Origin of the sequence: Victivallis sp. Marseille-Q1083 (genome assembly GCF_903645315.1) — a bacterium.
Classification (GTDB): Bacteria; Verrucomicrobiota; Lentisphaeria; order Victivallales; family Victivallaceae; genus UMGS1518.
Window position 1 is genome coordinate 3,511,873 of record NZ_CAHJXL010000001.1, and the last position, 25,073, is coordinate 3,536,945.

The window sequence follows — 25,073 nt, forward strand, 5'->3', positions numbered from 1 at the left end:
GCGATGACCGCCGGGGAACAAGCAAGAAAACGTTGGGTGCTGCCGGTATTGTTGCTGGCGGCGCTTTTTTTCCTGCGTGGCGCCTTGTATCGCGATCTGTGGTTTGACGAGGCGTTGACAGTTTTGAATTTCATGCTGCCGTTGCCGGACGCCTGGGCGGTATACCGTTCCTATTTCATTCCCAACAATCAAATTCTTTATACGATTTTTCTGCAGAACTGGCACCACTTGGCGCCGGATTGGCTGCCGGTGGAATTGTTCTGGCGGCTCGGCAGCGTTGGTTTGGCGCTGCTGACGGTGAGTGTCCTGTTCCTGACCTTCCGGAAACGGCTGGGAAGCTGGCTCTGGGGCGGCGTGCTGGCGTTTTATGTCGCCTCGGTGCCGCTGGCGATCTACGGCACGGCGGTTCGCGGTTACATGCTCAGTTCACTGGCGCTCGCTCTGGCGCTGGCGGCCGGGCAGTCGCTCTGCTGCCGGTTGCGGCCGGCCAATCTGCTGGGCTATTTTGCCGCCTCGCTGCTGGCGGTGGGAACCATTCCGACCAATCTGGTGGCGCTGGGCGGCGTGGCGCTTTATTTCCTGCCGTATTGTCGGAAGAGGTTCTGGCGGGATGGCCGTTTTTACGCTTTGGTTTTGCTGCCGCCGGCGGCTGCCGCGCTGTTTTATCTGCCGATTGCCGGGGCGGTGCAGAAGGCGATGGCGCTGCAGGAGGGCTGGACGCAGCAGGGACGGGCGTTGCTCTACTTATATTGCGCGTTCGGATTCGCTTTCCTGCCGGTGCTGTTGCCGGCCTTGTGGGGCGGTTGGCGGTTCTGGCGCCGGAAGGCTTGCCGGCGGCGCTGGTGCTGGCGCCTTTTCATTCCGTTGCTGCCGTTGCCGTTGTGCCTGGGGTTGGCGGTGGCGCCGTTTCCGCGGATATTTTTCAATTTCTGGCCGTTGGGATTGTTGCTGCTGGCCGGGGGCATGCGTCATCTGACTGCCGCCAGACGGAAATCGTCCGACGGCCTGGCGCTTTTTCTGGCCGGCGTCGTGCTGGCCGGCGGCTGGGGTATGCTCCAGCGGGAGGCCGGCGGCTGGCTGGCCGGCCGGTTGAAGGCGTCCGGCCAGATGGACGATCTTTTTGAACCCTATTATATGCAGGATTCCTTTGCCGTCCAGCCGACGCTGGCGGAATTGCGCCGGCTGTTTCCGGAGCGTCTGCCGGTCACTTTCCTGACCTTCCGGGCGGATCCGTGGCCGGTGATGTTTTACGGTTCGTGGTATTACGGATTCGGCGAGGAATGGCGTTTCGACGGACCGCGGGGGCCGGTGGCCGCCCTGCCGAAGGACGCGCTGGTGATCATGCAGCGGCAGGAGGACCCGGTGGCGGTGCTGGACGAGCTGGACCGCCGTTTCGGCCGGCGTCACTGGGTGGAATTGTTCGAGAACGATTTTCACCGGGTTTACCGGAGTCGCTGAAGGGCTGGCCATGGCGGAAGAAAAAATGCCGGCGGATCCGGAAATGAGGGAGCCCGACAGATTGCTGTCGGCGGCCGGTCCGGCGGCGGTGTGCGCCTGGTTGTTCTTCTATCTACTGCTGCCGCTTCTGGTGGCCGGTTACGGTAGGGCTGAATTGGGTTGGGAGCGTCTGCCGGTCGGCTGGCAGGTCGGGTTGACGCTGGGGATGCCCTGCTGTACGCTGTTGACGGTGATGGCTTTTCTCCGGTGGCGGGCTGGCCGGCCGGTCGATTGGCTGGTTTTGTTCGGGCTGGCCGGCCGGAAAGACGACAATGTTTTATTCCGGGCGCTGCTGGCGGTCATCATCTGGCTGCCCTGGGTGGAATTGATCACCGGACTCTGGCAGGCGGTGTTGAATCAATTGCACTGGAGCTACGAATCGCAGCAGCAGATGGTCGCTTTGCTAAACGAGGTGGAAACGCGGCCGCTGCTGCTGGCGCTGCTGATTCTGGCAACCGTGGTGGTGGCGCCGGTAACGGAGGAGATTATTTTCCGGCGCTTGCTGTTCGAATGGCTGGCGCCCGGCTTCGGTCGGGCCCCGGCGGTGGTGCTGACCAGTCTATTGTTCGGTATCGTCCATTGGGCGCTGCTGCCGGCTCCCGGGTTGATTTTGCTGGCAATTGGATTCCAGTTGGGTTATCTCTGGCGGCGGTCGCTGCGGTTGCCGGTGATCTGGCATATGCTGCATAACGGTATCGCGCTGTTGGCGTATTATTGCTGGGATCTGGCCTGAATCTTGCAGATATCGCGCCGATTGACAGTACGGAAGCCGGAATGTTTCTGGTAAAAAGCCGGAAACGGTGGTATATTATCAGCGATATTGTTTGGGAATTTTGGATTATAACATAGAAAGGACGACGCGGGCCATGGCGACATTCGACAAGATCAACATTCCTTCCGGTGATAAAATTACTGTGAATGCAGCCGGGGAATTGAACGTGCCGGATCGGCCGGTTATCGCCTATATCGAAGGCGACGGCATCGGACCGGACATCACCCGGGCGAGCAGGTATATCTGGGACAGCGCAGTGGAAAAAGCCTATGGCGGCAAGCGCAGAATCGCCTGGATGGAGGTGTTTGCCGGCGAAAAGGCCAATGCCGTCTATGGGGAGAACACCTGGCTGCCGGAAGAGACGGTGCAGGCGATCAGCGAATATCTGGTGGCGATCAAAGGACCGTTGACCACACCGGTCGGCGGCGGAATCCGTTCGCTGAACGTCGCTTTGCGCCAGAAGCTGGATCTCTATGTCTGCCTGCGGCCGGTGCAGTATTTTCAGGGGGTGCCTTCGCCGGTGAAAGCGCCGGAAAAGACCGACATGGTCATCTTTCGGGAAAATTCTGAGGATATTTATGCCGGCATCGAATGGAACGCCGGGACGCCGGAGGCGCGGAAGGTCATCGAATTTCTGCAGCGGGAAATGAAAGTCGACAAAATCCGTTTCCCGGAAACCTCCAGCATCGGCATCAAGCCGATTTCCCGGGAAGGTTCCGAACGGCTGGTGCGGGCGGCGATGCGTTACGCGATCGCCAATAAGCGCCGCAATGTGACGCTGGTGCACAAGGGCAACATCATGAAATTCACCGAAGGCGGTTTCAAGAACTGGGGCTATGAGCTGGTGCGGCGGGAGTTCGCCGACGTGGCGGTGCCGGCGCCGGATTGCGACTGGCAGGCCCCGGCCGGCAAAATCCTGGTCAAGGATTGCATCTGCGACGCTTTCCTGCAGCAGATTCTGACCCGGCCGGAAGATTACGACGTCATCGCGACGATGAATCTGAACGGCGATTACGTTTCCGATGCGTTGGCGGCCTGCGTCGGCGGCATCGGCATCGCGCCGGGAGCGAACATCAATTACGTCACCGGCCATGCGCTTTTCGAAGCGACGCACGGGACGGCGCCGAAGTATGCCGGGCAGGACAAAGTCAATCCTTCTTCACTGGCGCTGTCCGGGGAGATGCTGTTGCGTTACATCGGTTACACTGAAGCGGCCGATTTGGTGCTGCGCGGCATTCAGCGGGCGATCGGCGACCGGGTGGTGACTTACGATTTCGCCCGCCTGATGGAAAATCCGACCGAAGTTTCCTGTTCCGGTTTTGCCCGGGCCGTGGTTGAACGGATGTAATATGGAAAGGTACGACAAATGAAACTGGTATCGTTGTTGAATGAGGAATTGATCTTCTGCGGGCTTACCGCGCCGGACCGTCGTTCGCTTTATCAAAAGATGGTGTCGGAGGCGTGCCGCCGGCTGGAAGACGTTTCCTGGGAAGTGCCGGCGCTGGTCGATTCGCTGATCGAACGCGAGGACAGTCTCGGCATGGCCTATGAAGGTGTGGCGCTGCCGCATACCCGGGTGGAGGAGTTGGACGATTTGTATATCATCATCGGCGTGCTCGAGGAGCCGATGACGATCAAGTCGGGAGACCTGAAACCCTGCCAACTGGTGATCATGTCGCTGATTTCCGGCAATACCTCGGCGACTTACTTGAAGATGCTTTCGGCGTTCACCCGCTATCTGAGCGATCCGGTCAATCTGCACAAGTTGACGGCAGTCGGCGACGCCGAAGAATTTCTGACGGTGCTGCGTGACGACGACGTCAAGGTCAAGCGCAACATCACCGCCGAGGATATGATGACGCGGGATTGCGCCCGGGTGCAGCCGGACGACAGTTTGTCGGTGGCGCTGGATATTTTCAACCGCGACAGCAGCGAGGTGCTGCCGGTGGTCGACGTGCACGGCAAGCTGGTCGGCGTGCTGGACGCGACCGAGGTGATCAAGAGTTTTATCCCCGATTACATTTTCATGATGGACCACCTGAAATTTCTGTCCAGTTTCGAGGTGTTCGAAAAGATTTTCAAGGAAGAGAATCGGCTGGCGGTCAAGGATTACATGCTGCCGGTCAAGGCGACGCTGGCACCGGAAACGCCGCTGATCCAATTCACCGTCGGGCTGGCGCGGCGCGAATGCTGGACCTATTATGTGGTGGATGCGTCGAATACGCTGCTGGGAGAAATTTCCGTACACAACATCATTCACAAAGTTTTGCGCGGTTGATCGAAGGATAGAAAAATGGCTTTTTGGTTTGCAACAATTGTTTTTTTCGGCACCTATATTTTGATCGCGTCGGAAAAAGTTCATAAAACGACGGCGGCATTGATCGGTTCTTCGCTGATGCTGCTTTTCATCCTGCAGGGGCCGCACCACGAGGCGGAACAGCATGCCGACCCGGTGCCGGCGGTGATCGAGCAGAGTATGGAGTCGACCGGCGGTGCGCCGACATTCGACCGGCAGACTGCGGAAGAGGGCGTGACGCCGGCGGCGACGGAACTGCGGCAGAAGTCCGGCCGTTACGACAAGCTGGACAGTTATGCGCGTTATGTCAATTTCGACGTTATTTTCACATTGGCCGGCATGATGGTGCTGGTCAACGTGCTCAGCGGGACCGGTATTTTCCAGTATATCGCCATCTGGTGCGCCAAGAAAGCCAAAGGTTCGCCGATCCGGACGATGATTCTTCTGGTGTTCGCCACCGCGGTGCTTTCCGCCTTCCTGGACAATGTGACGACGGTTCTGCTGGTGGCGCCGGTCACGCTGCTGGTGGCGTCCGAATTGTCGGTGTCGGCGATTCCGTTCCTGATGGCTGAGACGATGGCCTCCAACATCGGCGGCACGGCGACGTTGATCGGCGATCCGCCGAACCTGATCATCGGTTCGGTCGCCGGGCTGGATTTCGCGGCGTTTCTGGTCAATCTGGCGCCGTTCATCCTGGTGATTCTGGTGGTCTACTGCATCATCCTGAAACTTTATTACGGCAAACGCATGCATGTCACGCTGGAACAGCGGGCCCGCATCATGGAGCTGGACGAAAAAGCGGCGATCACCGATCCGGTGAACATGTGGCGTGGCGGCATCGTCATTTTGCTGACCATCTTCGGTTTTCTGATCCACGGCGCCGTCGGTCTGCAGCCGTGCGTCGTGGCGATGGCCGGCGCGGCGGTGGCGTTGGCGATCTGCAAAGTCAACGTCGACCAGGCGCTGGAGAAGATCGAATGGAGCACGCTGTTTTTCTTCATGGGATTGTTCGTGCTGGTTTGCGGCGCCGAACAGGCCGGCTTGATGAGGGCGTGCGGCAAACTGCTTCAATTTACCGACGGCTGGAATCCGCTGGTGATCGTGCTGGCGGTGATGTGGATCAGCGGCATTGCCGCCGCGGTGACCAACAATGTGTCGTTTACGGCGGCGATGGTGTCGATCATCGCGGCGTTCCTGGCGGAAACGCCGGCCTTCGCCTCCGTGGAACTGCAGCATCTGATGTGGTGGGGCCTGGCGCTGGCGGTCTGCCTCGGCGGCAACGGCACGCTGGTCGGCGCCGCCGCCAACCTGGTGACGGTCAACATCGCCAACAAAGCGGGAAATCATGTGACGTTCAACGATTTCCTGCGGTTCGGCGTGCCGGTGTCGCTGTGCAGCCTGGTGGCCGCGTCGGGTTATATCACAATCCGTTACTTCCTCTATTGCTGAGAAGATGGACGGCGGCGGAATCATTCAATATCGTCGGTTGACTGCCGCGGCTCCGGCCGCGGTGGGAAAACTGTATTGCTGTGCCGGCTGGATGAAGCCGGAGGACAATTTTGATTTCGTGCCGGCGATGATCCGCGGTTCATTCCGTTTTCTGGGGGCCTTCGACGGGGAAGAGCTTGTCGGGATGGCGCGGGCGCTGTCCGACGGCGTCAGCGACGGCTACATCCAGGATGTCGTCGTGTTGCCGGCATATCGCCATTGCGGCATCGGCCGGGAGTTGGTGCTGCATCTGGTGGCGGAGCTGAAAGCCGCCGGCGTCGATTGGATCGGCTTGATCGGCGCGCCGGGGACGGAGGCGTTCTATCGGCGCTTGGGGTTTGAACCGATGCGGCAATTTACGCCGTTCCATTGGGTGGAAGAATCCGGACAATCCTGAACCGCTTCGCCACAACGGTAGAAAACGTTACCCGACGCCTCGAAAATTCCGATTTTCGAGGCGTCTTTTTTTATTGGCCGGGCGCCGCGCGCAGGACCAGCCGGGTGATTTCCGCCGGCACTCCCAGCCGAATCGGGAAGCCGTTCCACAAGGCGGTGCCGGGACTGACGTAAAGCGGCATGCCGTCCACCTCGTACCAGCCGGAGACGAGGCCGTCGTTGAAGAGGGCGACCAGCCGGTCGAACAGCACGATCAAACCGCCGTGGGTATGGCCGGACAACTGCAGGTCGACACCGGCGGCCGCGTTGCGCGCCGCCTGGCGCGGCTGGTGGGCCAGCAGCAGGACCACCGTTTCCGGCGGCACGCCGTCGAGCGCTTTCCGAATGTCCGGCGGCTCGGCGTTGAAGCGTTCGGCGGCGTGATCGGCCAGCCCGGCCAGCGCCAGCGTGGCGCCGTTGTCTTCGATGAGAACGTGTTGATTGACCAGCAGCGGCAGGCCGAGTGCCGCGAAGTGCGCCTGCCATTCGTCAAACCCGGAATAATATTCATGATTGCCCGGCGAGGCGAAAACGCCGCAACGGGCTCTCAAATCCGCCAGCGGGGCGACGTCGGCCAGGCGGTTTGCCACTTTGCCGTCGACCATATCGCCGTTGAGGACGATCAGGTCCGGCTGCAGGGCGTTGGCTTTGTCGACGATCGCCCGCAGGAATGGTTCGGTGTTCAGCGCGCTGGCGTGCAGGTCGGCCAGCAGCACGACGGTGAAACCGTCGAGCGCGGCGGGCAGCCGCGGCAGGATGACCTCTTCGGTGCGGACGGCCGGGACGCGCAGCGCCTCCCAGGTCCCGTCGATGGCGAGCACCAGCGCGAGGATGCAGAGCAGGGCGGCGACCGGCCGGTGTGGGAAGGGGCGTCGCCACCGCGGCCGGAGCCGGCCGGCCAGCGACCAGACCAGCCGGATCAGGTCCTTGGCGATCAGCAGGAAAAAAAGCAGGATCAGCGCACCGTAGCAGACCGACGCGAAGATGATGAGCCAGCGCGGCAATTCCGGGGAGAAGAACATGCCGCCACCGATCCACAGAAAGACGGTATTCTTTTGCGCGATGAGCAGCAGCAGAAAGCCGGCGGACAACTGCCATCGCCATTTCCAGCGCAGCGGCAGGATCAGGCTGTAAAAGACATATCCGAAAAGAACCAGGGAAATCAACCACATCATCGGCCGCACTCCTCTCGCGTTTGGTTGTCCGGCAACCCTGCTACGATAGTACCGTGCGGCCGGTTTGTCAAATGGAAATTCGGGATCGCCCGGTTTCCGGTTCCGGCGGAAGCCGGCCCAGCAGCCGGTCGGTCAGGAACTTTTGAAACGCTTCCCGATCGGTCCAGCTCAGGGCGATGTCGACCGGCGGCGCGGCCGGATCCGGCCGGGTCCGGCCGTCATCGGCAATGCGGAGTCCCATCGTCCGGAACGCCAGGAATTGGCGGGAGAACGCCAGGAATACCGCGACAGTGTCGAACAGGATCGAACTGCGCGTTTCCGGCGACCAGTTGAGCTGCTGTTGATGATGCCACAGGCGGTATTGCTGGAACACCGCCGTCAATAACGGATCGCCGGAAGCGCGCAGGCGCTGATAGCCTTCTCCGCTCAGAACGACCTGGCCGCAGGTGTCGGGCGGGGTGATGACCGCCGAGTTCCAGGCGGCGGCGAAGACGGTCCGGGCGGCCGCCAGGTCGGCCCGGATGTTCCACTCCGCTTCCGGCGGCATTGCCGGGTCGCTGCCGTGCCGGATGCTGCCTTGCATGCCGACGAAATGAAGTTTGGCGGCCAGCTCCGGACGGCGCCGCAGCAATTCGCCCAGATTGGTCAGCGGGGCGATGGCGACGACAGTCAGCGGCACCGGCGATCGGTCGATCAGCTCGATCAGCGCGGCGATGCCGTCGCCGTGAACGGTGCCGGGATAATCGGCCAGGTCATAGCCGGCGACATAATCCCGGGCCGTCGGACGGTCGTCGGGCGTGTCGGTGGCCGGACCGATGCCGATCGGAATCCCGGTCCGGCCGGCGGCCGTCAAGATTTTGGCGGCAATCCTGGCCCGGTAAGTGGTATCGGCACAGGCGGTCATCACCATTTTCAGTTCAATTTCCGGACAGCGGAGCAGAAAAGCCAGCGCCCAGGCATCGTCGATGTCGGTGCCGAGGTCGGTGTCCAGTACGACGGGAATCGGTGTTTGATGCAGCATTTGATCGGACCGGTGGTTGGAATGGTTCATTGGGCGGCCGGCGTTTGGTCCGGCTCGACGGTGAATTCACCGAACAGGTTGATGCCGCCGTTGTCCTTCGGTATCAGCCAGGAATGTGACGTCGCCGTTGGCGAGCCGGATGGCGTAATCGCTGCGCCGGCGCAGGGAGGGGGCGGCGTCCGGCAGCCACAGACCCAGTCGGCAGCGGCCCGGCGCGATCGACTCCGGCAGCGGCAGGGCTGCGGAGGCGCGGTGAACGGCCGGCGGCTGTCCCGCTTCCGCCGGATACCAGCGGCGGGGATCGGTTTCGACCGGAAAGTCGAAACGCCGGCCGGCGGCGTCGATCAGGGTCAGGAAAACCGGCCGCGGATTGATTGGCGGGGCGAAACCGCGGTTGATCAGGGAGAAGGAGACTTCCAACGTTTCGTCCCGGTCGATCCGGGCTGGAAAGGCGGCCTGCTGCAGTTCCAGCCGGTAACCGAGATGATCGCGGATGTATTCATAGGCCGAACGCGGCACCGGCGTGCCGTCGCTGTCCTCGAAGTAACCGTCGGAGACCGGCAGGTTGGCGGCGGCCAGCTCTTCCGGCGTCAGCATGGCGGTCTGCCAGCGGTCGATGGAGTACGGTTCCCCTTCGAAACGGCTGTAGCTGTGCACCAGGCTGAAGGTGGTGTAATGGTGGTCGCGCAGCTGGGTGACGGCGGTCATCGCGTCGATTTCGCCGCCCTGATCCTTCCAGAAGAGTTCGCCGTCGACCGGCAGGAAACGGCTCTCGGCGGTCATCTGGTCGAAATCCGGATTGCCCGGCTGGCTGTAAGGCGGTTCCGGGAAGGTGCCGCCGCAATCCCGTCCGGCCGGATGCCGCGAAAGGTCCTGGTCGTGGCCGGCTCCGCGGCGATCAGAGCGCAGCAGGCCATGGCCAGCAGAAAGGTGGCTGATTTCAACATAAATTTCAATTCTCCGGGGTTTGATTGTCGATGAAAAATTTCAGAGATACGGTTAATTGCCGTAACCGCCGCGGTCGAAGAACGGCAGGTGGTCCAGCTTCACTTCCCAGCTTTTACGGGCCATGACATGTCCGTCGGCATAGAGCAGGTTGCCTTTCCGATTGTGGCGGTCGTCGAAATTCCAGTCGATGCCGTCGTAATTGGGGTAGCCGAACAGATCGGTGTCGGCTTCCTCCCGCTCGTCGGCGAACACCGGCGTCTCCGAAGCGGAATAGAACGATCCCAATGCCGGATAATGATAAGGCCCGCCGTCGCCGAACCAGTCGGAAAAAGTGGCCGGCGGCAGATAGATATTGTAAGCGTAGCCGAGTTTGCTCCACCAGCCCGGATCTTTTTCCCACAGCGGGCAGCTCCAGCAGGAAGCGAGCACGCGCCGCTTGTCTTCGGCGGTGAACGAACTTTGCGACGGCTCCGGCAGTCCGGTATAGGGCATCAACTGTTCGAGCCACATCACCGCGCCGTTCGCATAACGGGCGGCCGGCAGGCGGTCGCCGCTGTCGTTGGCGTACATGGTGGCCGCCAGGCCGCACTGTTTGAGATTGGACGTGCATTTGATGGCCAGGGCGGCGCTTTTGGCCCGGGTGAGTGTCGGCAGCAGCATGCTGGCTAGAATTGCGATAATAGCAATCACTATCAGCAATTCAATCAGTGTGAAATGTTTCTCCGTCGTCATTTCGGATTACTCCTTGGGGTTGAGTGGTTGAGGTTTTCTCTGGGATTTATAGAATTCAACGTTGAATGCTGGATCTGGCCGGAAGTTCGGCATGGAACCGGCCGCCGCCGTAAATCGCCTGTTGCGGCTGGATCTCCCGCGTCGGCGGCGCCGTCGTCTCCCGGAAGTGGCAAAGCGGCGGAATCGTGATTTTGCGATTTTTTTCGCCGGCGGCGAGCAGCTTGAACGCTTCTCTGGCGATGGCATCGACGGGATGTTCGATCGAACTGATGATTTCGGTCGTCGCGTCAATGCCGGCGATACTGATATCCCGGCCGATTTGGTAATTGGCTTTGGTGAAAGCGCCGGCCAGTTGCAGCGCGTAATAGTCGTGCGTGACCAGAACGGCGGTACAGGTGTCGTAGATGTCCTGGAGCAGTTCCGGCGAGAAGAAAATGTTGTTTTCCAGATCGGTGCGCAGCAGCGGCCGGGTGACCGCCAGACCGTTGTATTCCATGGTTCGGATGAAGGCGGCGATGATCTGCGGACTCATCGCGCCATTTTCATCGAGCAGCATGATGTAGCGGTGTCCGAGTCCGATCAAATGCTCGACCATCCGGGCGACGCCCGCTTCGATGTCGGAATTGACGCAATTCAGCGGGCCGCCGTTCAGCCAGAAATCATTGATGATGACCGTATTGATCTGCTGTTGCTGCAGTTGCTGCCAGATCTGCCGTTCCCGGCTGGCCCAGAACGGCGGCCGGATCAGGTAGCGGCAGCGGGCCGCTTTCAATTCGCGGATGAATTCTTCGGCTTTTTCGCCTTCGCCGACCAGCAGGTTGGCGCCGATCGCCTTGGCCTGGCGGGAGATGGCGGCGAGCATCGACAGGTGATAAGGGTTGTAAGTCGCATGTACCATATAGCCCACCATGTCGATGGCCTGCCAGAATTCCCGCTGGGCGACGAAAGTGCCGATGCCGTTCTGGCGGACCAGATGGCCGCTTTCGACCAGTTTGGCCAGCGTCGCCTGCACGGTCGCCTGGGAAATGCCGTAAGACGCGGCCAGGCTGCGGGCGTTGGCGAGCCGGCCGCCCGGCGGCAGGATGCCGGCCTGGATTTTACGGACCAGGTCGCGCCGCATGGCGTCTCCGCGTTTGTTTTTGGCCGTTTGAACGATGGTTGTCATTTTTATAAGGGTGATGATTGAGCTTTTATTCTGTTTCTATTTATTATAGATAATTTTTCAAAAAATGTCAATAACTTTTATTTTTATTTGCCAGCTTTTATTTTTGAGGAGAATAAGCCGCCGCCGGGGTGGTGCCATTCGGAGGAAGAGAGAGATACGGCTGCGGAGGAGGGAACGCCGAACCGCCGGGACCGTCGCGTCCGGTGGCCTGCGATCGGGAAATGCCGGAAAAGCGGGGGGCGTAAAAAAACGACTCCTCCGGCCGGATTTCGGCCGGAGGAGTCAGTGTACGGTGTTCCGGTTCGCCGGATCAGTCGGTGGTCGACCAGTCGCGGTATTTGGTGATCTTCTGGTTGGAAACGTGGCCGTCAACCCAGAGGTGGTTGCATTTGAGGTTGTGGATATAGGCAATCCGGGTGCCTTCGGTCCAACTGTCGGTACCGTCCAGCACGGCCGGAATCGGCACCTGATAATCGAGCAGGCTGGTGAAATCGCCGATGGCATAGGGACCGCTCCAGTAGTTGGCGTCGCAGGAGAACATGATCGTCCCGGTCGGATTGGGGATCGAAGTGATTTTGATTCCCTTGTCGAAACGTTTCGTGCTGGCGTTGGCGGTCGAACCGCATTGGTTCATTCCGTAATTGATGATCCAGTTTTTCTGGCTGTCATTCTGCGGATCGGCGAAAGGCGGGTTCAAGCCGCCCTCCTGGCCGGACGCGCTCGGGCACAGCCAGATGTCGCGCGGGCAGAAATTGCTCAGCAAGGCCGGATAATAGGAGTTGCCCTTTTGGGTGTAATTGTCGAAAACCGCGTCCGCCATATAGGCCGGACACATCGTGTCGTCGTTTTCGTCGACATACAGTGCAGTGCCGACGCCGATTTGCTTGAGGTTGCTGACGCATTTGATCGATTGGGCGGCGGCCTTCGCTTTGCCCAGCGCCGGCAGCAGCATGCTGGCAAGGATGGCGATGATGGCGATCACCACCAGCAGTTCAATCAATGTGAAACCCTTCTTTTCCATTTCATCTCCTTGTTGGTTTTCTCGGAAATTTGAAAAACTTTTTATCCGACATTCATCCTCTCAAAAGATATTTTAGCAAATTTGAATTCAAAAGTCAAGTCCCTTGGATGGAAAAGTCGATTTTTACAGCGAAATTTGATTGACTGGACCGGCAAATCGCCGTTTCGGATACATTTTATCCGATTCGGAACGGCAATTGCAATGGGCAATTTTTGAAGGAAGCGAAAAAACGGCGATTCCCGGTGAACCCGCCAATTGGGAAATTTTCGGGAAATTTTCGGGAAATTTCGGATTTTTCTCGCCGGGGGTATTGACTTTCTTGATTTTTTTTGATATAATTATAACTGTGTTACAACAGTGTAAATCAGGCGTGGGGGACATGGAAACACTCGAGAAAAATATCGCGACGCCGCTGTCGCGGCAGCTCTACCGGATTCTGCTGCAGCGGATTGCTTCAGGGCGTTACGCTGCCGGCCGCAAACTCGACAGCATTCGAGTGCTCATCCAGGAATTCAAGGTCAGCAGCATGGTGGTCAACCAGGCGCTGGAATTGCTGGAGAAAGACCGCCTGATCATCCGGGTGCCGGCCAAAGGCGTTTATGTCAGCAGTTCCGAGTCGGTGGCGACCAAGCCGCTGCAGTTGCTGATCGCCTTTCCGGAGCTGGCCATTTCGCCGGATCTGCTGCCGCTTTCCGACTGGCATGCCAATTCGGAAATCTACCGCGGCATCCTCGGCTTCGGTTCCCGCCACAACGTCAATGTCCATCTGGAATATTTTCAGGAAGCTGCCGACGAGTTTGAGCTCAACGGGCAACTGCGGCGGCTCGATGGCTACGATGCGGTGCTGTTTTACGGAAACCAGCGCCAGCGGCTGCGGGCTCTGGCGCATACCGTGGTGCCGTACGTGTTCGATGTCGGCTGGGCGGAGTTGCCGCACCGCTTCGGTCATGAGCACATTGTCGGCTTCACGGTGGCGGACAATGCCGAGGTGTTGCTGCGATTCATGCGGCAGCGGAATTTCCGCCGTTACGGTTCGATTACGCTTTATCATCCGGAAGAGGAACAGCACTTCCTGCTGCATCGGCTCGAACTGATTCATCAGCGGGCGGCCGGGTTCGGCGTCGAACCGGACGAGGAGTTTCAATTCGAAACCGCCGAAGCGCCGGCGGAAGCCGTCCGCCAGATAGCCGATCGGCTCCGCCGCGGATGTCCCGATTTGATTTTCTTCAATTCCGATGAACTTGAGCTGATGTACCGGGCGGCGGCCCGGGCCGGCCTGCTGCCCGGCCGGGATGTCAACTTCCTGTACATGGGGCCGGGGCCGGTTTGTCCGCAGGCGACCCGGGTGGCCGAACCGTATTTCCAGATCGGCGAAACCGTCGTCCGGAAGCTGGTCGAATGCGCCAGAGGCAATCAGCCTTGGGCGCCCGGCGTGACGCTGCTGTCCTCCCGGGTGATCGAGGGGGGCTCGACCGGGGCCGGCCGGGAGGAGCTGCCGGCGGCGAAGGTGGTTTGAATTGTTCCAGTCGTTTTTCCGTCGAACCGTAAAAATACAACACCAAAAAAAGGGAGGCAGGCGATGAGAAAGAAATTCACATTAATTGAGCTGTTGGTTGTAATTGCTATAATAGCAATACTTGCCAGCATGCTGCTGCCGGCTTTGTCCAAGGCCAAGGCGAAGGCACAACAGATCAAATGCACCAGCAATCTCAAGCAATTCGGCTTGACGTTCCATCTGTATGCCAACGATTATGACGACTTCATGCCGCCGGCGGGGATCATCACGCCGAAGTACTATCCCGGCTGTTGGTGGGCTTACTGGAGTGTGTCGGTCGCACCGTATTTTACCGCGGAACTGCCGTCGCCGCTGCCGGCGGATTGGAAGGCTCCGGACATTTATTTCTGCCCGGCCGGTTCCGACAATGGCTTTCAGGAGGACGGCTTCGATTATAAACACACCGGCTATTTTTACAATATCTCGATCGGACTGGTCGATATGGCCGGCGGGGCGGTCTGGGATACGCCGGTGAAAAAACTCTCCTCCTGCCGGCTGCCGTCCAATTTTGTCGCTCTGGTCGACGCCTTCAATGCGAATGGCTGGCCGCTGTTCAACAATGAATGGAAAGATAAATTCATCGGGCCGCACGGCAGCGGCGCCAGCAACATGACCTATGTCGACGGCCATGTCGGCAGCGCGCGGATTTACACCGTCACCGACGAGGAATTCTGGCGGGATTTCCGGTTCGGCGATGAAGGCTGGTGAGTGATTCGAAAACGGAAATAAAATCAGCGCGGGAGGTACGGCCTGCTCCGGCCGTACCATTCCAGCCGTTTTGACGGACTTGCTCTGAACAATGATACAGGTATGCGCATGCTTATGATGAACAGAAAACAGTGGGGATACTTGCTTTTGCTGGCCGGCCTCTGGTTCGGCTGGAACGGAACCGCCGGTGCGGCGGTTGCCGAGCTGGAACAGGATGGACAACGGCTTTACCGATTGTCCAACGATTGTCTGACCGTGGTGATCAATCCGTCTTGCGGCGGCCGGGTGGAAGAGTTCCGCCGTACCGGCGGGGTCAATCTGGTTTCGCCGCGGCCGGCGGATCTGGCGCCGGGCGGCAGCGGACTTGGACAGGAACGGCTGCGATCCGGCGGTGTTCTCGTCGATCGTACCGCCTGGGTGAAATGGAAAGTGGTTGCCGCCGGCGGGGAAAACGGCCGCAGTTTCGTGACGCTGGAAAATAGCGATTCGCCGCTGCATTTCGTCAAGACATACACGCTGCGGGACGGCATTGCCAGCCTGACGGTCGATTACGCGGTCGACAATCCGGGCACCGGGGATTTCATCGGCAACCTCTGGTTTATCACCGCGCCATTTCCGGAAGGAACCGGCGCCATGCGTTATTATTATCCGCTGGCGGAACAGTCGTCCTGGCCTGATTTGGCCGGCGGCCGGGCTTCGCTGGAACCGGTCCGCTGGCCGGAAACCGACGGCAATATCACGGTCAACCATGCGGCGGCCGGCTGGGTGGCGGCGCTGAACGACGCCGGCAACGGCATTTTACTGGAAACCGGTTATCCGGATTTGGGCAGTTTCTATCAATGGTTGCCCGACAATCCGATGCTGCAGGGGACGCTGGAATTTTTGACCGGGGATTTGAAAATCCGTCCGTTGTCGGAGGGCAAAGCGCTGGCGCAGGCCCGGCCGGAACGGGAGGACTCGCTGTTCGATTATATCTTTCGCACTTCATACAGCGTGATGCCGCTGGACGGCTGTGAAGCGGTGAATGCCGCCGACAATCACATCGCCGGGTATCTGACCCGGGAGGCAGGCCGGCTCCGCGCCGTACTGCGCAGCGACCGCGATTACGGCACGGTGACGGCCCGTTGCGGCGAAGCGGAACGGCCGGTGACGCTGAATGCCCTGGCTGCCGCCGAACTGGATTTGCCGCTGCCGGATGAATCGCCGGTCGTTTCGCTGGAACTGCTGAACGCCGAAGGACGAAAGATCGCCACTTTGGTCAAAAGTTTCGAGACCGCCCACCGGCCGCCGCCGGCGGCTGAAAAGAACACCCTGTTCACGTATGCGCCGAATCATGCGGAGCTGTTCACCGATTTTCCGCAAGACATCATTTGCTGGGCGGCCGATACCGCTGAAAAGACCAGCCTGCTGCTGTTCGCCGTCGCCTGGAGCCATCGCGACAGCGCCGAACTGACGGTGCGCGGCAATTTTGATTTCGATCTGGTCGAAGTGGGCTATCCGCATCAATTGGCATTCGACATCAGCGACAACCGCAGTTGGATTGCGCCGGATCCGGTGGACTACGCCCGCCGGATGGTCGACCGGGCGCATGAGGTCATCGTCATCGCGTCGACGATCCGCTGGGAAATACTGCCGGAAGAGGTCCGGGAGCGGATTGCGGCGCAGGTTGCCGAAGGGACCGGCCTGATTTATGTCGATCCGCCCGGCGGCATTGAATCGCTGGGACTGGAATTACATTACAATCCGGAAGCGACCGAGAACTTGAACCGCGCAGTGCCTTATGAAATGCTGCCGGCAATCCGAACCGATGCCGATCCGGCCGCTCCGCCGTTGAAAGTTTACGACTGCGGCCAGGGCCGGGTGATTGCCGTCAACTATCGGCTCAACCAGAATGACCTGGTTTGGCAGGTCGAGAGTTACGGCCTGGTTCCCGGCCCGGATTTTGCGGCTGGCTGCCGGTTCAATTATTATGATTATCATTTTTCGCAACTGCTGCGGGCAATCCGCCTGGCGGCACGGCGCCGGCCTGCGGCTGAAATTACCGGTATGACGGCCGACCCGGACCGCCTGACGCTGGCGGTTGCGGCGGCGGCGCCGGCGGCGGGATCGGTGGTTCTGGAAGTTAGGAACAAATATGGTGAAGTCGTCGACCGAACTGAATCGGAAGCGGTGCTGCCGCAAGGCGCCGGCCAACTGGTTCTGCCGCTGCCGACGACCCAGATGACTTTGGACGGCGACTATTTCTACAACGCTTTTCTGAAAATCGACGATCACACCGCCGATTGGTTCACGGTTGTTCAGAACCGGCCGGCGGCCGGCGCGATTGAGAAATTCACCCTGGCGAAGAAATCGTTCGAGCCCGGCGAAGCGGTGACCGGCACGATCCGCTTCCGGGGCGCAGTCGACGGCGCCGGGTTGTCGCTGGTGATGAAAGACCGTTACGATCGGCTTCTGGCGCGGCGGAATTTTACCGAACTGCCGCCGGAATTGACTTTTTCGATCGAACCGGCGGTACGGCCGGAAACGACGTTGAGCACGGTCGAACTCGAGTTGACCCGGGATGGCCGGCTGCTGGATCGAACCGAAGCGACTTGGACCACGCAACTGCCGCCGCGGAACGGGCTGACTTTCACCTGCTGGGGTTCCTGTTCGAACTATTTCGCCGATGAATATCATCGGTACCTGGTGGAAATGGGCTTCGATGAAGTGATCGGCTACGATGGGCAATTGACTGATTTCGGTCAGCAGCGGATTGCGGCGGAGTCGGCTTTGCGCAGCAATATCAACTATATTCCGATCGGCATTTCCCGGCTGATGGGGTGGACGGCGAATAGTAAGCCGAATTCCGACGGCATTCGCACGCCCTGTCTGCGCGACCCGGAATATTTGGCTGAACTCGGCCGTACGGTTAACGCAGTGGTGGCCAATATTGCCGACTACCAGCCCAACGCCTATTTCATCGGCGATGAAAATTCGCTTTTCATGTGGGATATTTTTCATGACTATTGCCATTCGCCCCGGTGTCTGGCGGCATTTCGGACCTGGCTGCGGACGCGCTATGCTTCGCTGGCGGAGTTGAATGCCGCCTGGCAGACTGATTTTACCGCCTGGGAGCAGGTAAAACCGCTCAAACTGGCGGAAGCGCAGCAGCAGCGGCAGTACGCCTCCTGGATCGAACACCGGACCTTTATGTTCACGGCGCTGACCGGCGCGGTGAAGACCGAATATGAAGCGATGAAAGCGGCCGACCCGGCCGGCCGGCTCGGAGTGTCCGGCATGGCGATGACCGATTTGAATGTCGGCTTCGACTGGCATGAGGTGCTGCCGTATCTGGACCGGGCGATCGTCTACGAACATTCCGGATTGGATGACGTGCTGCGCAGCTTTGCCCGGCCGGGCAGCGGTCTCGGCAGTTGGACCGGCTACAATGCGGCAGTGCCGGAAATCCGTGAAAACAACTACCGGCAGATCCTCAACGGACTGCGGGCCAACGGCAACTGGGCCAACGGCTATCTGCTGCGGCACGGCGACCTGAAGGTGAATGATTACGGCCGGCAGCTCAAGGAGATGATCGCCGAGCTTAAACAGTCCGGCCTCGATGTGATCACCGAGCCGGCCAACCGGATGCCGTCGCCGTTCGCCCTCTATTTCTCCATCCCGTCGATGCTGCTCTGCGACGCGACCGACGAACGGGTGATCGACAACCGGCGCTGTTATCAGCGCAATTTCGGCGGCTGGACCGGCCTGCTGGCCAATCTCGGCTGGCCGGGGCCGCTGGTGATCGGGCCGGGAGAATTGCCGGAACTGGACCCGGAACGCACCCCTTATCTGATCCTGCCGCTGGCCCAGGCGATGAGCGATGCCGACCTCGAAGCGATTGAACGCTATGTCGCTTCCGGCGGCAAATTGATCGCCGACGTGCTGCCCGGCGTTTGTTACGACAACGGCAATCCGCGGCCGGAAAATCCGTTCCGAAAGCTTTTCGGCGTGGAAGCGCGGCTCCGCAGTCCGGCCGACCCGGCGGAATGTCCGGTGTGGAACGGCCGGACTCTGGAGGCGGAACTCGGCGATTCGCAGCTCAAGCTGACCGGCGGCCGGCCTTTGCTGGCCGCCGACCGGCGGATCATGATCGGCAATGCCGGTCACCTGCTGCTGAATCTGCTGCCCAATCGCTACGGGCGGGGCCGGGCGAATACGGCATTGGCCGATCCGGTGACCGCCGTTTTCCGGACTGCGCTGGAGCTGGCCGGCGCGCGGGACGATTGGACGATTCTGCTGCCGCCGAATGCGGAGGCGGCCCGTTATACACTGGACGGCAACTGTTATGTCGGGCTGACCCGGGCGGCGGTCGGCAAAGAGGAACGCGATGACGCGGTGCTGCGATTCGATCGGCCATACTGCATTTACGATCTGCTGCAGCGGCGGCTGGTCGGCACCGCCGACTGCTATGAAACGGCGCTGGACGGCTGTGACGTCCGGCTGCTGGCGCTGCTGCCGGAACCGACCCGGCCTTATTCGCTGTCGGTGGCGAAACGGGGACGGGAGATGACTGCGGTGGTGGAAAATCCGGGCATCGCCGGGCTGTTCCGCCTGGAAGTCTTCCGTCCGGACGGGATGCTCTATCCGCCGGCGACCGGCAACCACGCCGGAAAACCGCGGACTGAAGTTGCCGTTGATCCCGGGTTGGAGCCGATGCCGGGAGAGTGGGTTTTCAAAGTGATCAATCTGCTGGACAACACCACGGTCGAAAAGACCGTTCGATGGTGAGGCGAACCGGCGGCCCGGCGAAAGAAAACCGGGCCGCCGAAGCTTAAAATGCCGGAAGCGAAGCGAGAAAGCGTTCGGTTTCCCGCGGCGTTTTTAAAACGACCAGTGTCGTCGATTCGTTCCGTTCCCGCAATACGGCCAGCACGCGCGGCAGCATTGCCCGGTTATAGGTCCAGATGTAACGCAGGAATTCCCGATTCAGCCGTTCCGGACAGCCTGCGGCCAGATCCTCACGGTTGCGGCGGCGGTATTGCCACCGGCGTTTGAAGGTTTGCCAGAAACAGCGCCGCCGGGAATACTGCAGCAGGATCACCGTATCGGCGTATTGCAGCCGTTCCGCCAGCGTTCGCTGGTAATTCCCGTCGATGATCCAGCGGTCCTGCCGGAGCAGGTCGGCCAGTTCGGCGTCGAATTGTTCCCGGGCTTTTTCCTGCCAGCCCGGTTGCCACCAAAGCCGGTCGAGGTGATGGACCGGCAGCCGGAGCCGTTTGCCCAGCCGCCTTGCCAAAACGCTTTTGCCGGCGCCGCAGCAGCCGATGATCAGAATTCTCTGCATGTAATTTCCTTCGCTGTCCGGTTACAATATTGCCGGTTTCCGGCTTGTCAATGCCGGATCTTTCATACCATCCGATCATTTTTCCAAAATTTCGCTTGACAAAATGATTAGTGCATAATATGTTTAGTATCTAAATAATATGGAATCTGAATATTAAGGGGGATGGAACTATGTCGACGGCAGTTGAGGAGGAAAAAGTTTGGAAGCAATTGTTTCGGACCGTGGAGGACATCCGGTTGTATCATGGCCGGACTACGCCGTTTTCGCCGCCGGCCCGGGCGACAATGACCCAGATGCGGGTGATGGGATATTTGATTGGAACCTTGTCCGGTTCCGTCAAGGTCAAGGACATCGCCCGGGAATTGGGCATCACTTCCGGCGGGGTTTCGCAGATTGTCGACACGCTGGTGAAAAGCGGCAAAGTGGAACGCTGCCGGGACTCCAGTGACCGCCGGAGCGTCTGCATTTCGCTCTCCCGGGAGGGGCGGCGGTTGCAGGCGCAGATCGATGCGTCGTTCACGGCGTTGTTCCGGAAGCTGTTGCGTTCCGTTCCGGAGGAGAAATTGCAGGTTTTTTATGAAGTGCTCGGCGCGATGAGCCATGCGCTGGAAGACGCAAAACAAAATGGAGAAAAAAATTGATGAAGCAGAAGTTGATTGCCGGTTTGTGTTTGGTCGTCCTGGGATCTCTGAGCATTCGGGCGGCCGACGGGCCCGGTGCGGCTCCGGCCAAAGCGGTGGTGGAAACCGGCAAGGTGACGGAAGTCGAGGATACCGAAAGCCGCCGTTATACCGGCCAGATCGTATCGCCGGCGGTGGTGCAGATTGTGCCGCGGGTTTCCGGTGAAATTCTGGAAGTCGGTTTCCAGGACGGTTCCTATGTCAAACAGGGGCAGATGCTCTACCGGCTCGATCCGGTGCAATACGAAGCGGCGGTCAAAAGCGCCGAAGCGAAAGTCGCCGAGTGCAAAGCCCATCTGGAATATGCCCAGAACAATTTTGACCGCAACAATCTGCTGTATGAGAAACGGGCGACGAGCCGGGATGTCATGGAGAATACCAAGTCCTCGCTGGAAGCCTACCGCGCTTCGCTGCTGGCAGCGGAAGCGGAACTGATCACCGCCAGGGACAATTTGAAGAATACGACGATCGTCGCGCCGATGGAGGGCGTCGTCGGCGTCACCAATTTCACTGCCGGCAATTATATCACGCCATCCTCCGGGAAGATGGTTTCAATCATCCGGGTGCAGCCGATCCGGGTCTGCTTTTCGATCAGTACGGCCGATTTTCTGTCGATGTTCGGTTCCCTGAAAGTATTGAAGGAGAACGGCAGTGTCCGGATCAGACTGGCCGACGGCAGTTCCTATCCGGACGAAGGAGGCATCGAACTGTTGAACAACGAGGCCAACCGCAAGACCGACGCGATTCAGGTCTATGCCAATTTCCCGAACAGTGATTACAAATTGATCGTCGGCAGTACAGTCGGCGTGACGTTATCGAAGAAACAGGGGCGCACGGTTCCGGCGGTGCCGCTGTCGGCGGTCATGCATGACAATCAGGGTACTTATGTTTACGTGGTGGATGCCGCCAACAAAGTGGAAAAACGTTATATTGTGCCGGAAAACGCCACCGATGAACTGCAATTGGTCGCTTCCGGACTGGAGGTCGGCGAAACGATCGTCGTCAAAGGGACGCACAAAGCGGTGCCCGGCAAGGAGATTGAACCGGTGAGCGCGGAGCGGTAAATCATGTTTTCTCGAATCTTTATTGAGCGGCCGCGTTTTGCCGTCGTCATCAGCGTGGTGATGGTGTTGGCGGGAATCATCTGTCTGTATAAGCTGCCGATTGCGGAATATCCGGAGATTGCGCCGCCGACGTTGTTCGTATCGGCCAGCTACGTCGGCGCCAGTGCGGAGGTGATTGCCGAGACCGTGGCGATGCCGATCGAAGACGAGATCAACGGCGTTGACGACCTGCTGTATTTCTCATCGACCTGCGACAATTCCGGCAGTTACTCCTGTTCGGTGACCTTCAAGAGCGGTACGGACACCGACATCGCGATGGTCAATCTGCAGAATGCGGTCAAACGGGCCGAGGCGAAACTGCCGTCGGAAGTGACCAAGACCGGGATCAACGTGATGAAGCGGGGCGGCGACATCCTGGCGATGTTCGCTTTCCTGACCGATGGCACCAGCATGAATTTGATGGAACTGAACAATTATGTCGAATCCAATATCAAGGATGCGGTCAGCCGGATCGAGGGCGTTTCCTCGGCCAGCGTGATGTCCACCCAGGAATATTCGATGCGTATCTGGCTCGAGCCGCTGCGCATGTCCGGTCTCGGAATTTCGACGTCGGACATCGCCCAGGCGGTCGAATCGCAGAATATCCAGGCGGCGGCCGGTTCGATCGGCACCGAGGACAGCAACCACTTCGTCAATTACAAGCTCAACGTCCAGGGCCGGTTGAAAACCGCCGATGAGTTCGAGAACATCATCCTCCGGCATGATGATGACGGCAGCATCGTCCGGCTCCGGGATGTCGCCAAAGTGGAGATCGGCGCCAGTTCCTACTCCGGCAAGAGTATGTTCAACGGCAAGCAGGTGGTCGGGCTCGGCGTCTACCGGACGCCGGAAGCGAATGCGTTGGCTACCGTCGAGCGGGTAAAGGCCGAACTCAATAACTGGGCGAAGCGGTTTCCGGCCGGCGTCAGCTACCAGATCGCTTACGACCCGACGGAGTTCATCACCGTTTCGCTGCAGGAAATTGTCACGACGCTGGTGGTGGCGCTCGGACTGGTGGTGTTGATCACCTGGCTTTTTCTGCAGGATTGGCGGGCGACGCTGATTCCGTCGATCGCCATCCCGGTCGCTTTGATCGGCACCTTTCCGTTCATGTACGCATTGGATTACAGCATCAACGTGCTGACGATGTTCGGTCTGATTCTGGTCATCGGTTCGCTGTGCGACGACGCCATTGTCGTGGTCGAAAATTGTCAGGCGCTGATGGAACGCGAAAAACTTTCCCCGAAGGAGGCCGCCATCAAATGTATGGAGCAGATCACCGGCGCGATCATCGCGACGACGCTGGTGACGGTGGCCTGTTATGTGCCGCTGGCTTTTTACGGCGGTATGGTCGGAGCGATTTACATGCAGTTTGCGGTGACCATGTGCATTGCTCTCTGTCTGTCGACGGTGGTGGCGATGACGTTGAGCCCGGCGCTCTGCGCGATCATGCTGCGCAAACCGGACGGGCATGTGCCGATCATCTTCCGGCCGTTCAACCGGGTGTTGGACGGCAGCCGGAGCGTCTATTCATTTTTCGTCGGTTTCCTGGTGCGGCGGGCGCTGCTGACGATCGTTTCATTTGCCGGAGTGGTCATGGTCATCTGGTTTTTGTTCAACAATATCGACAGTTCATTCCTGCCGAATGAAGACAAAGGCGTGATCATGTGCAACATCGAGCTGCCGAACGGCGCGTCGCTGGCGCGGACCGAAGCGGTGCTCGACGAATTTTCCGACTGCATCAAAGACATCAAAGGCATCAAGTCGGTGATGATGGTTTCCGGCATGAGCATGATGTCCGGTGACGGCGAGAACGTCGCCATGTGCATTTTGCAGTTGGACAACTGGGATCTCCGCCGGACGCCGGAGACGCAATTGGATGCGATTGTCGCAAATGTCCAGGCCGAAACCAGACGGATTGCCGATGCTTCCATCATCTGTTTCACGCCGCCGGCGATCATGGGACTCGGGGTGACCGGCGGCGCCACCTTCAATCTCTGCGCCATCGGCGACGTCAGCGCCGACGCGCTGTCGGTGACGGCGAAAGAGGTGGTCCGGGAACTCTCCGCCCAGCCGGAAACGCTGTACGCGATGACTGCTTACAACGCCGACACGCCGCAATTGTACCTGGACATTGACCGGGAAAAGGCCGAAACGCTTGGTGTCGAGGCCAGTTCGATTTTTTCGACGCTGCAGAGCAAACTCGCTTCGCTGTACATCAACGATTTCACGATGATGAGCCGGAATTACAAGGTGAAAATGCAGTCGACGGCCGAATACCGGAAGACGCTCGACGATATCCGGGAAATTCAAGTCCGGAATGACGAGGGCGAAATGGTGCCGCTCAGTTCGCTCGGCACCCTCCGGTATATGGTCGGGCCGCGGCAGATTACCCGGTTCAACAAGATGAGCAGCGCGGAGCTGAACACCCAGGCGATGCCGGGCGTCAGTTCGCAGAAATTGTTCGAACTGGTTGAAAATACCGAACTGCCGGACAATTATATGGTGGAATGGACCGGGATGAGTTATCAGGAAAAGCAGAACCAGGGACAGATCGTCTATTTGATGATGCTGGCGCTGACCTTCGCCTATCTGTTCCTGGTGGCGCAATATGAGAGCTGGACGATTCCGGTGCCGGTGATGCTGGCGGTGGGGTTTGCCGTGCTCGGGGCGCTGCTCGGTTTGCTGCTGACCGGCGAGACGATGAGCATCTATGCCCAGCTCGGCATGGTTATGCTGATCGGTCTGGCGGCCAAGAACGCCATATTGATGGTCGAATTTTCCAAGCAGGAACGCGAAGCCGGCAAGAGTGTGTTCGAGGCGGCGATGCGCGGCGCCAATCTGCGTTACCGCGCCGTGCTGATGACGGCCTGGAGTTTTCTGTTCGGGGTGTTCCCGCTGGTGATCGCCACCGGAGCCGGTTCGGGCAGCCGCCGCGCCATCGGCATTACGACTTTCTCCGGTATGGCGCTGGCGACCTTGATCGGCATCATATTCACCCCGGCGCTCTACGCGGCGTTTCAGCGCAGCCGCGAATGGCTGAAGTTGAAATTGGGGTGGCAAGCCAAACGATAGCCGTTCGGTTCCGGAAGTTGCGTCCGGGAAAGAACCGGGAAAAGGCCGGAAAAGTTTTTGCCAAACTTTCCCGGCCTGA

General features: G+C 59.5%; 20 protein-coding genes. 12 read left to right on the top strand and 8 right to left on the bottom strand.

The window, feature by feature from the left end:
* Nucleotides 1–3 precede the first annotated feature (3 nt).
* From HWX74_RS14515 to HWX74_RS14540, 6 genes are all read left to right on the top strand, one after another.
* Nucleotides 4–1,458 carry a hypothetical protein gene (locus HWX74_RS14515; RefSeq protein WP_176014218.1) on the top strand — a complete coding sequence of 485 codons (1,455 nt, stop codon included), beginning with the start codon at nt 4–6 and terminating at the stop codon, nt 1,456–1,458.
* A gap of 10 nt (nt 1,459–1,468) precedes the next feature.
* Complete coding sequence (locus HWX74_RS14520; RefSeq protein WP_176014219.1) at nt 1,469–2,230, top strand: CPBP family intramembrane glutamic endopeptidase; 762 nt, start codon at nt 1,469–1,471, stop codon at nt 2,228–2,230.
* A 133-nt stretch (nt 2,231–2,363) separates the two neighbouring features.
* The gene (gene icd, locus HWX74_RS14525; RefSeq protein ID WP_176014220.1) at nt 2,364–3,617 is read left to right on the top strand and encodes an NADP-dependent isocitrate dehydrogenase; all 1,254 of its coding nucleotides are present in this window, start codon (nt 2,364–2,366) and stop codon (nt 3,615–3,617) included.
* 18 nt (nt 3,618–3,635) lie between these two features.
* Nucleotides 3,636–4,547 (top strand): PTS sugar transporter subunit IIA, encoded by a 912-nt coding sequence (locus HWX74_RS14530; protein ID WP_176014221.1) that lies wholly within the window; start codon nt 3,636–3,638, stop codon nt 4,545–4,547.
* Between the two features lie 15 nt (nt 4,548–4,562).
* Nucleotides 4,563–6,014, top strand: a complete 1,452-nt coding sequence (locus tag HWX74_RS14535) for an ArsB/NhaD family transporter (protein ID WP_176014222.1) — start codon at nt 4,563–4,565, stop codon at nt 6,012–6,014.
* Between the two features lie 4 nt (nt 6,015–6,018).
* On the top strand, nt 6,019–6,450 hold the full coding sequence (locus tag HWX74_RS14540) for a GNAT family N-acetyltransferase (protein WP_176014223.1): 432 nt from the start codon (nt 6,019–6,021) through the stop codon (nt 6,448–6,450).
* A gap of 70 nt (nt 6,451–6,520) precedes the next feature.
* Here HWX74_RS14540 and HWX74_RS14545 read toward each other — a convergent pair whose 3' ends face one another.
* The 7 genes from HWX74_RS14545 to HWX74_RS14570 form a co-directional block, all read right to left on the bottom strand.
* Nucleotides 6,521–7,663 carry a metallophosphoesterase gene (locus HWX74_RS14545; RefSeq protein WP_176014224.1) on the bottom strand — a complete coding sequence of 381 codons (1,143 nt, stop codon included), beginning with the start codon at nt 7,661–7,663 and terminating at the stop codon, nt 6,521–6,523.
* Nucleotides 7,664–7,730: 67 nt separating this feature from the next.
* Nucleotides 7,731–8,684, bottom strand: a complete 954-nt coding sequence (locus tag HWX74_RS14550; RefSeq protein ID WP_176014225.1) for a nucleoside hydrolase — start codon at nt 8,682–8,684, stop codon at nt 7,731–7,733.
* A 66-nt stretch (nt 8,685–8,750) separates the two neighbouring features.
* The gene (locus tag HWX74_RS14555) at nt 8,751–9,467 is read right to left on the bottom strand and encodes a DUF4832 domain-containing protein (protein WP_254872321.1); all 717 of its coding nucleotides are present in this window, start codon (nt 9,465–9,467) and stop codon (nt 8,751–8,753) included.
* Nucleotides 9,464–9,631, bottom strand: coding sequence for a hypothetical protein (locus HWX74_RS20295; protein ID WP_254872322.1), 168 nt, complete (start codon nt 9,629–9,631; stop codon nt 9,464–9,466). Before HWX74_RS20295 ends, HWX74_RS14555 begins: the two co-directional genes overlap by 4 nt.
* A 52-nt stretch (nt 9,632–9,683) precedes the next feature.
* Complete coding sequence (locus HWX74_RS14560) at nt 9,684–10,364, bottom strand: prepilin-type N-terminal cleavage/methylation domain-containing protein (protein WP_176014226.1); 681 nt, start codon at nt 10,362–10,364, stop codon at nt 9,684–9,686.
* Nucleotides 10,365–10,419: 55 nt separating this feature from the next.
* The gene (locus HWX74_RS14565) at nt 10,420–11,484 is read right to left on the bottom strand and encodes a substrate-binding domain-containing protein (protein WP_176014227.1); all 1,065 of its coding nucleotides are present in this window, start codon (nt 11,482–11,484) and stop codon (nt 10,420–10,422) included.
* 355 nt (nt 11,485–11,839) lie between these two features.
* Nucleotides 11,840–12,550 carry a type II secretion system protein gene (locus tag HWX74_RS14570; protein WP_176014228.1) on the bottom strand — a complete coding sequence of 237 codons (711 nt, stop codon included), beginning with the start codon at nt 12,548–12,550 and terminating at the stop codon, nt 11,840–11,842.
* A 379-nt stretch (nt 12,551–12,929) separates the two neighbouring features.
* Between HWX74_RS14570 and HWX74_RS14575 the strand changes: the two genes are divergently transcribed.
* From HWX74_RS14575 to HWX74_RS14585, 3 genes are all read left to right on the top strand, one after another.
* Complete coding sequence (locus tag HWX74_RS14575; RefSeq protein ID WP_176014229.1) at nt 12,930–14,066, top strand: GntR family transcriptional regulator; 1,137 nt, start codon at nt 12,930–12,932, stop codon at nt 14,064–14,066.
* A 63-nt stretch (nt 14,067–14,129) separates the two neighbouring features.
* The gene (locus tag HWX74_RS14580; protein ID WP_176014230.1) at nt 14,130–14,813 is read left to right on the top strand and encodes a type II secretion system protein; all 684 of its coding nucleotides are present in this window, start codon (nt 14,130–14,132) and stop codon (nt 14,811–14,813) included.
* A gap of 114 nt (nt 14,814–14,927) precedes the next feature.
* Complete coding sequence (locus tag HWX74_RS14585) at nt 14,928–19,580, top strand: beta-galactosidase (protein WP_176014231.1); 4,653 nt, start codon at nt 14,928–14,930, stop codon at nt 19,578–19,580.
* 43 nt (nt 19,581–19,623) lie between these two features.
* Here the strand turns inward: HWX74_RS14585 and HWX74_RS14590 are convergent, their stop codons facing one another.
* Complete coding sequence (locus HWX74_RS14590; protein ID WP_176014232.1) at nt 19,624–20,136, bottom strand: AAA family ATPase; 513 nt, start codon at nt 20,134–20,136, stop codon at nt 19,624–19,626.
* A 170-nt stretch (nt 20,137–20,306) separates the two neighbouring features.
* On the opposite strand from HWX74_RS14590, the gene HWX74_RS14595 reads away from it, so the two are divergent.
* From HWX74_RS14595 to HWX74_RS14605, 3 genes are read left to right on the top strand one after another with little or no spacing between them, the layout of a single operon-like run.
* Nucleotides 20,307–20,777 carry a MarR family winged helix-turn-helix transcriptional regulator gene (locus HWX74_RS14595; protein WP_176014233.1) on the top strand — a complete coding sequence of 157 codons (471 nt, stop codon included), beginning with the start codon at nt 20,307–20,309 and terminating at the stop codon, nt 20,775–20,777.
* Nucleotides 20,777–21,880, top strand: a complete 1,104-nt coding sequence (locus HWX74_RS14600; RefSeq protein ID WP_176014234.1) for an efflux RND transporter periplasmic adaptor subunit — start codon at nt 20,777–20,779, stop codon at nt 21,878–21,880. Before HWX74_RS14595 ends, HWX74_RS14600 begins: the two co-directional genes overlap by 1 nt.
* A gap of 3 nt (nt 21,881–21,883) precedes the next feature.
* On the top strand, nt 21,884–24,994 hold the full coding sequence (locus HWX74_RS14605) for an efflux RND transporter permease subunit (RefSeq protein WP_176014235.1): 3,111 nt from the start codon (nt 21,884–21,886) through the stop codon (nt 24,992–24,994).
* The last annotated feature ends 79 nt before the right edge of the window (nt 24,995–25,073 follow it).

Coding starts and splice junctions, on each gene's coding strand:
- HWX74_RS14575 (WP_176014229.1), top strand. CDS start 12,930: ATGGAAACACTCGAGAAAAATATCGCGACGCCGCTGTCGCGGCAGCTC.
- HWX74_RS14530 (WP_176014221.1), top strand. CDS start 3,636: ATGAAACTGGTATCGTTGTTGAATGAGGAATTGATCTTCTGCGGGCTT.
- HWX74_RS14535 (WP_176014222.1), top strand. CDS start 4,563: ATGGCTTTTTGGTTTGCAACAATTGTTTTTTTCGGCACCTATATTTTG.
- HWX74_RS14605 (WP_176014235.1), top strand. CDS start 21,884: ATGTTTTCTCGAATCTTTATTGAGCGGCCGCGTTTTGCCGTCGTCATC.
- HWX74_RS14580 (WP_176014230.1), top strand. CDS start 14,130: ATGAGAAAGAAATTCACATTAATTGAGCTGTTGGTTGTAATTGCTATA.
- HWX74_RS14600 (WP_176014234.1), top strand. CDS start 20,777: ATGAAGCAGAAGTTGATTGCCGGTTTGTGTTTGGTCGTCCTGGGATCT.
- HWX74_RS14545 (WP_176014224.1), bottom strand. CDS start 7,663: ATGATGTGGTTGATTTCCCTGGTTCTTTTCGGATATGTCTTTTACAGC.
- HWX74_RS14570 (WP_176014228.1), bottom strand. CDS start 12,550: ATGGAAAAGAAGGGTTTCACATTGATTGAACTGCTGGTGGTGATCGCC.
- icd (WP_176014220.1), top strand. CDS start 2,364: ATGGCGACATTCGACAAGATCAACATTCCTTCCGGTGATAAAATTACT.
- HWX74_RS14550 (WP_176014225.1), bottom strand. CDS start 8,684: ATGCTGCATCAAACACCGATTCCCGTCGTACTGGACACCGACCTCGGC.
- HWX74_RS20295 (WP_254872322.1), bottom strand. CDS start 9,631: ATGTTGAAATCAGCCACCTTTCTGCTGGCCATGGCCTGCTGCGCTCTG.
- HWX74_RS14520 (WP_176014219.1), top strand. CDS start 1,469: ATGGCGGAAGAAAAAATGCCGGCGGATCCGGAAATGAGGGAGCCCGAC.
- HWX74_RS14555 (WP_254872321.1), bottom strand. CDS start 9,467: ATGACCGCCGAGAGCCGTTTCCTGCCGGTCGACGGCGAACTCTTCTGG.
- HWX74_RS14590 (WP_176014232.1), bottom strand. CDS start 20,136: ATGCAGAGAATTCTGATCATCGGCTGCTGCGGCGCCGGCAAAAGCGTT.
- HWX74_RS14540 (WP_176014223.1), top strand. CDS start 6,019: ATGGACGGCGGCGGAATCATTCAATATCGTCGGTTGACTGCCGCGGCT.
- HWX74_RS14560 (WP_176014226.1), bottom strand. CDS start 10,364: ATGACGACGGAGAAACATTTCACACTGATTGAATTGCTGATAGTGATT.
- HWX74_RS14595 (WP_176014233.1), top strand. CDS start 20,307: ATGTCGACGGCAGTTGAGGAGGAAAAAGTTTGGAAGCAATTGTTTCGG.
- HWX74_RS14585 (WP_176014231.1), top strand. CDS start 14,928: ATGATGAACAGAAAACAGTGGGGATACTTGCTTTTGCTGGCCGGCCTC.
- HWX74_RS14515 (WP_176014218.1), top strand. CDS start 4: ATGACCGCCGGGGAACAAGCAAGAAAACGTTGGGTGCTGCCGGTATTG.
- HWX74_RS14565 (WP_176014227.1), bottom strand. CDS start 11,484: ATGCGGCGCGACCTGGTCCGTAAAATCCAGGCCGGCATCCTGCCGCCG.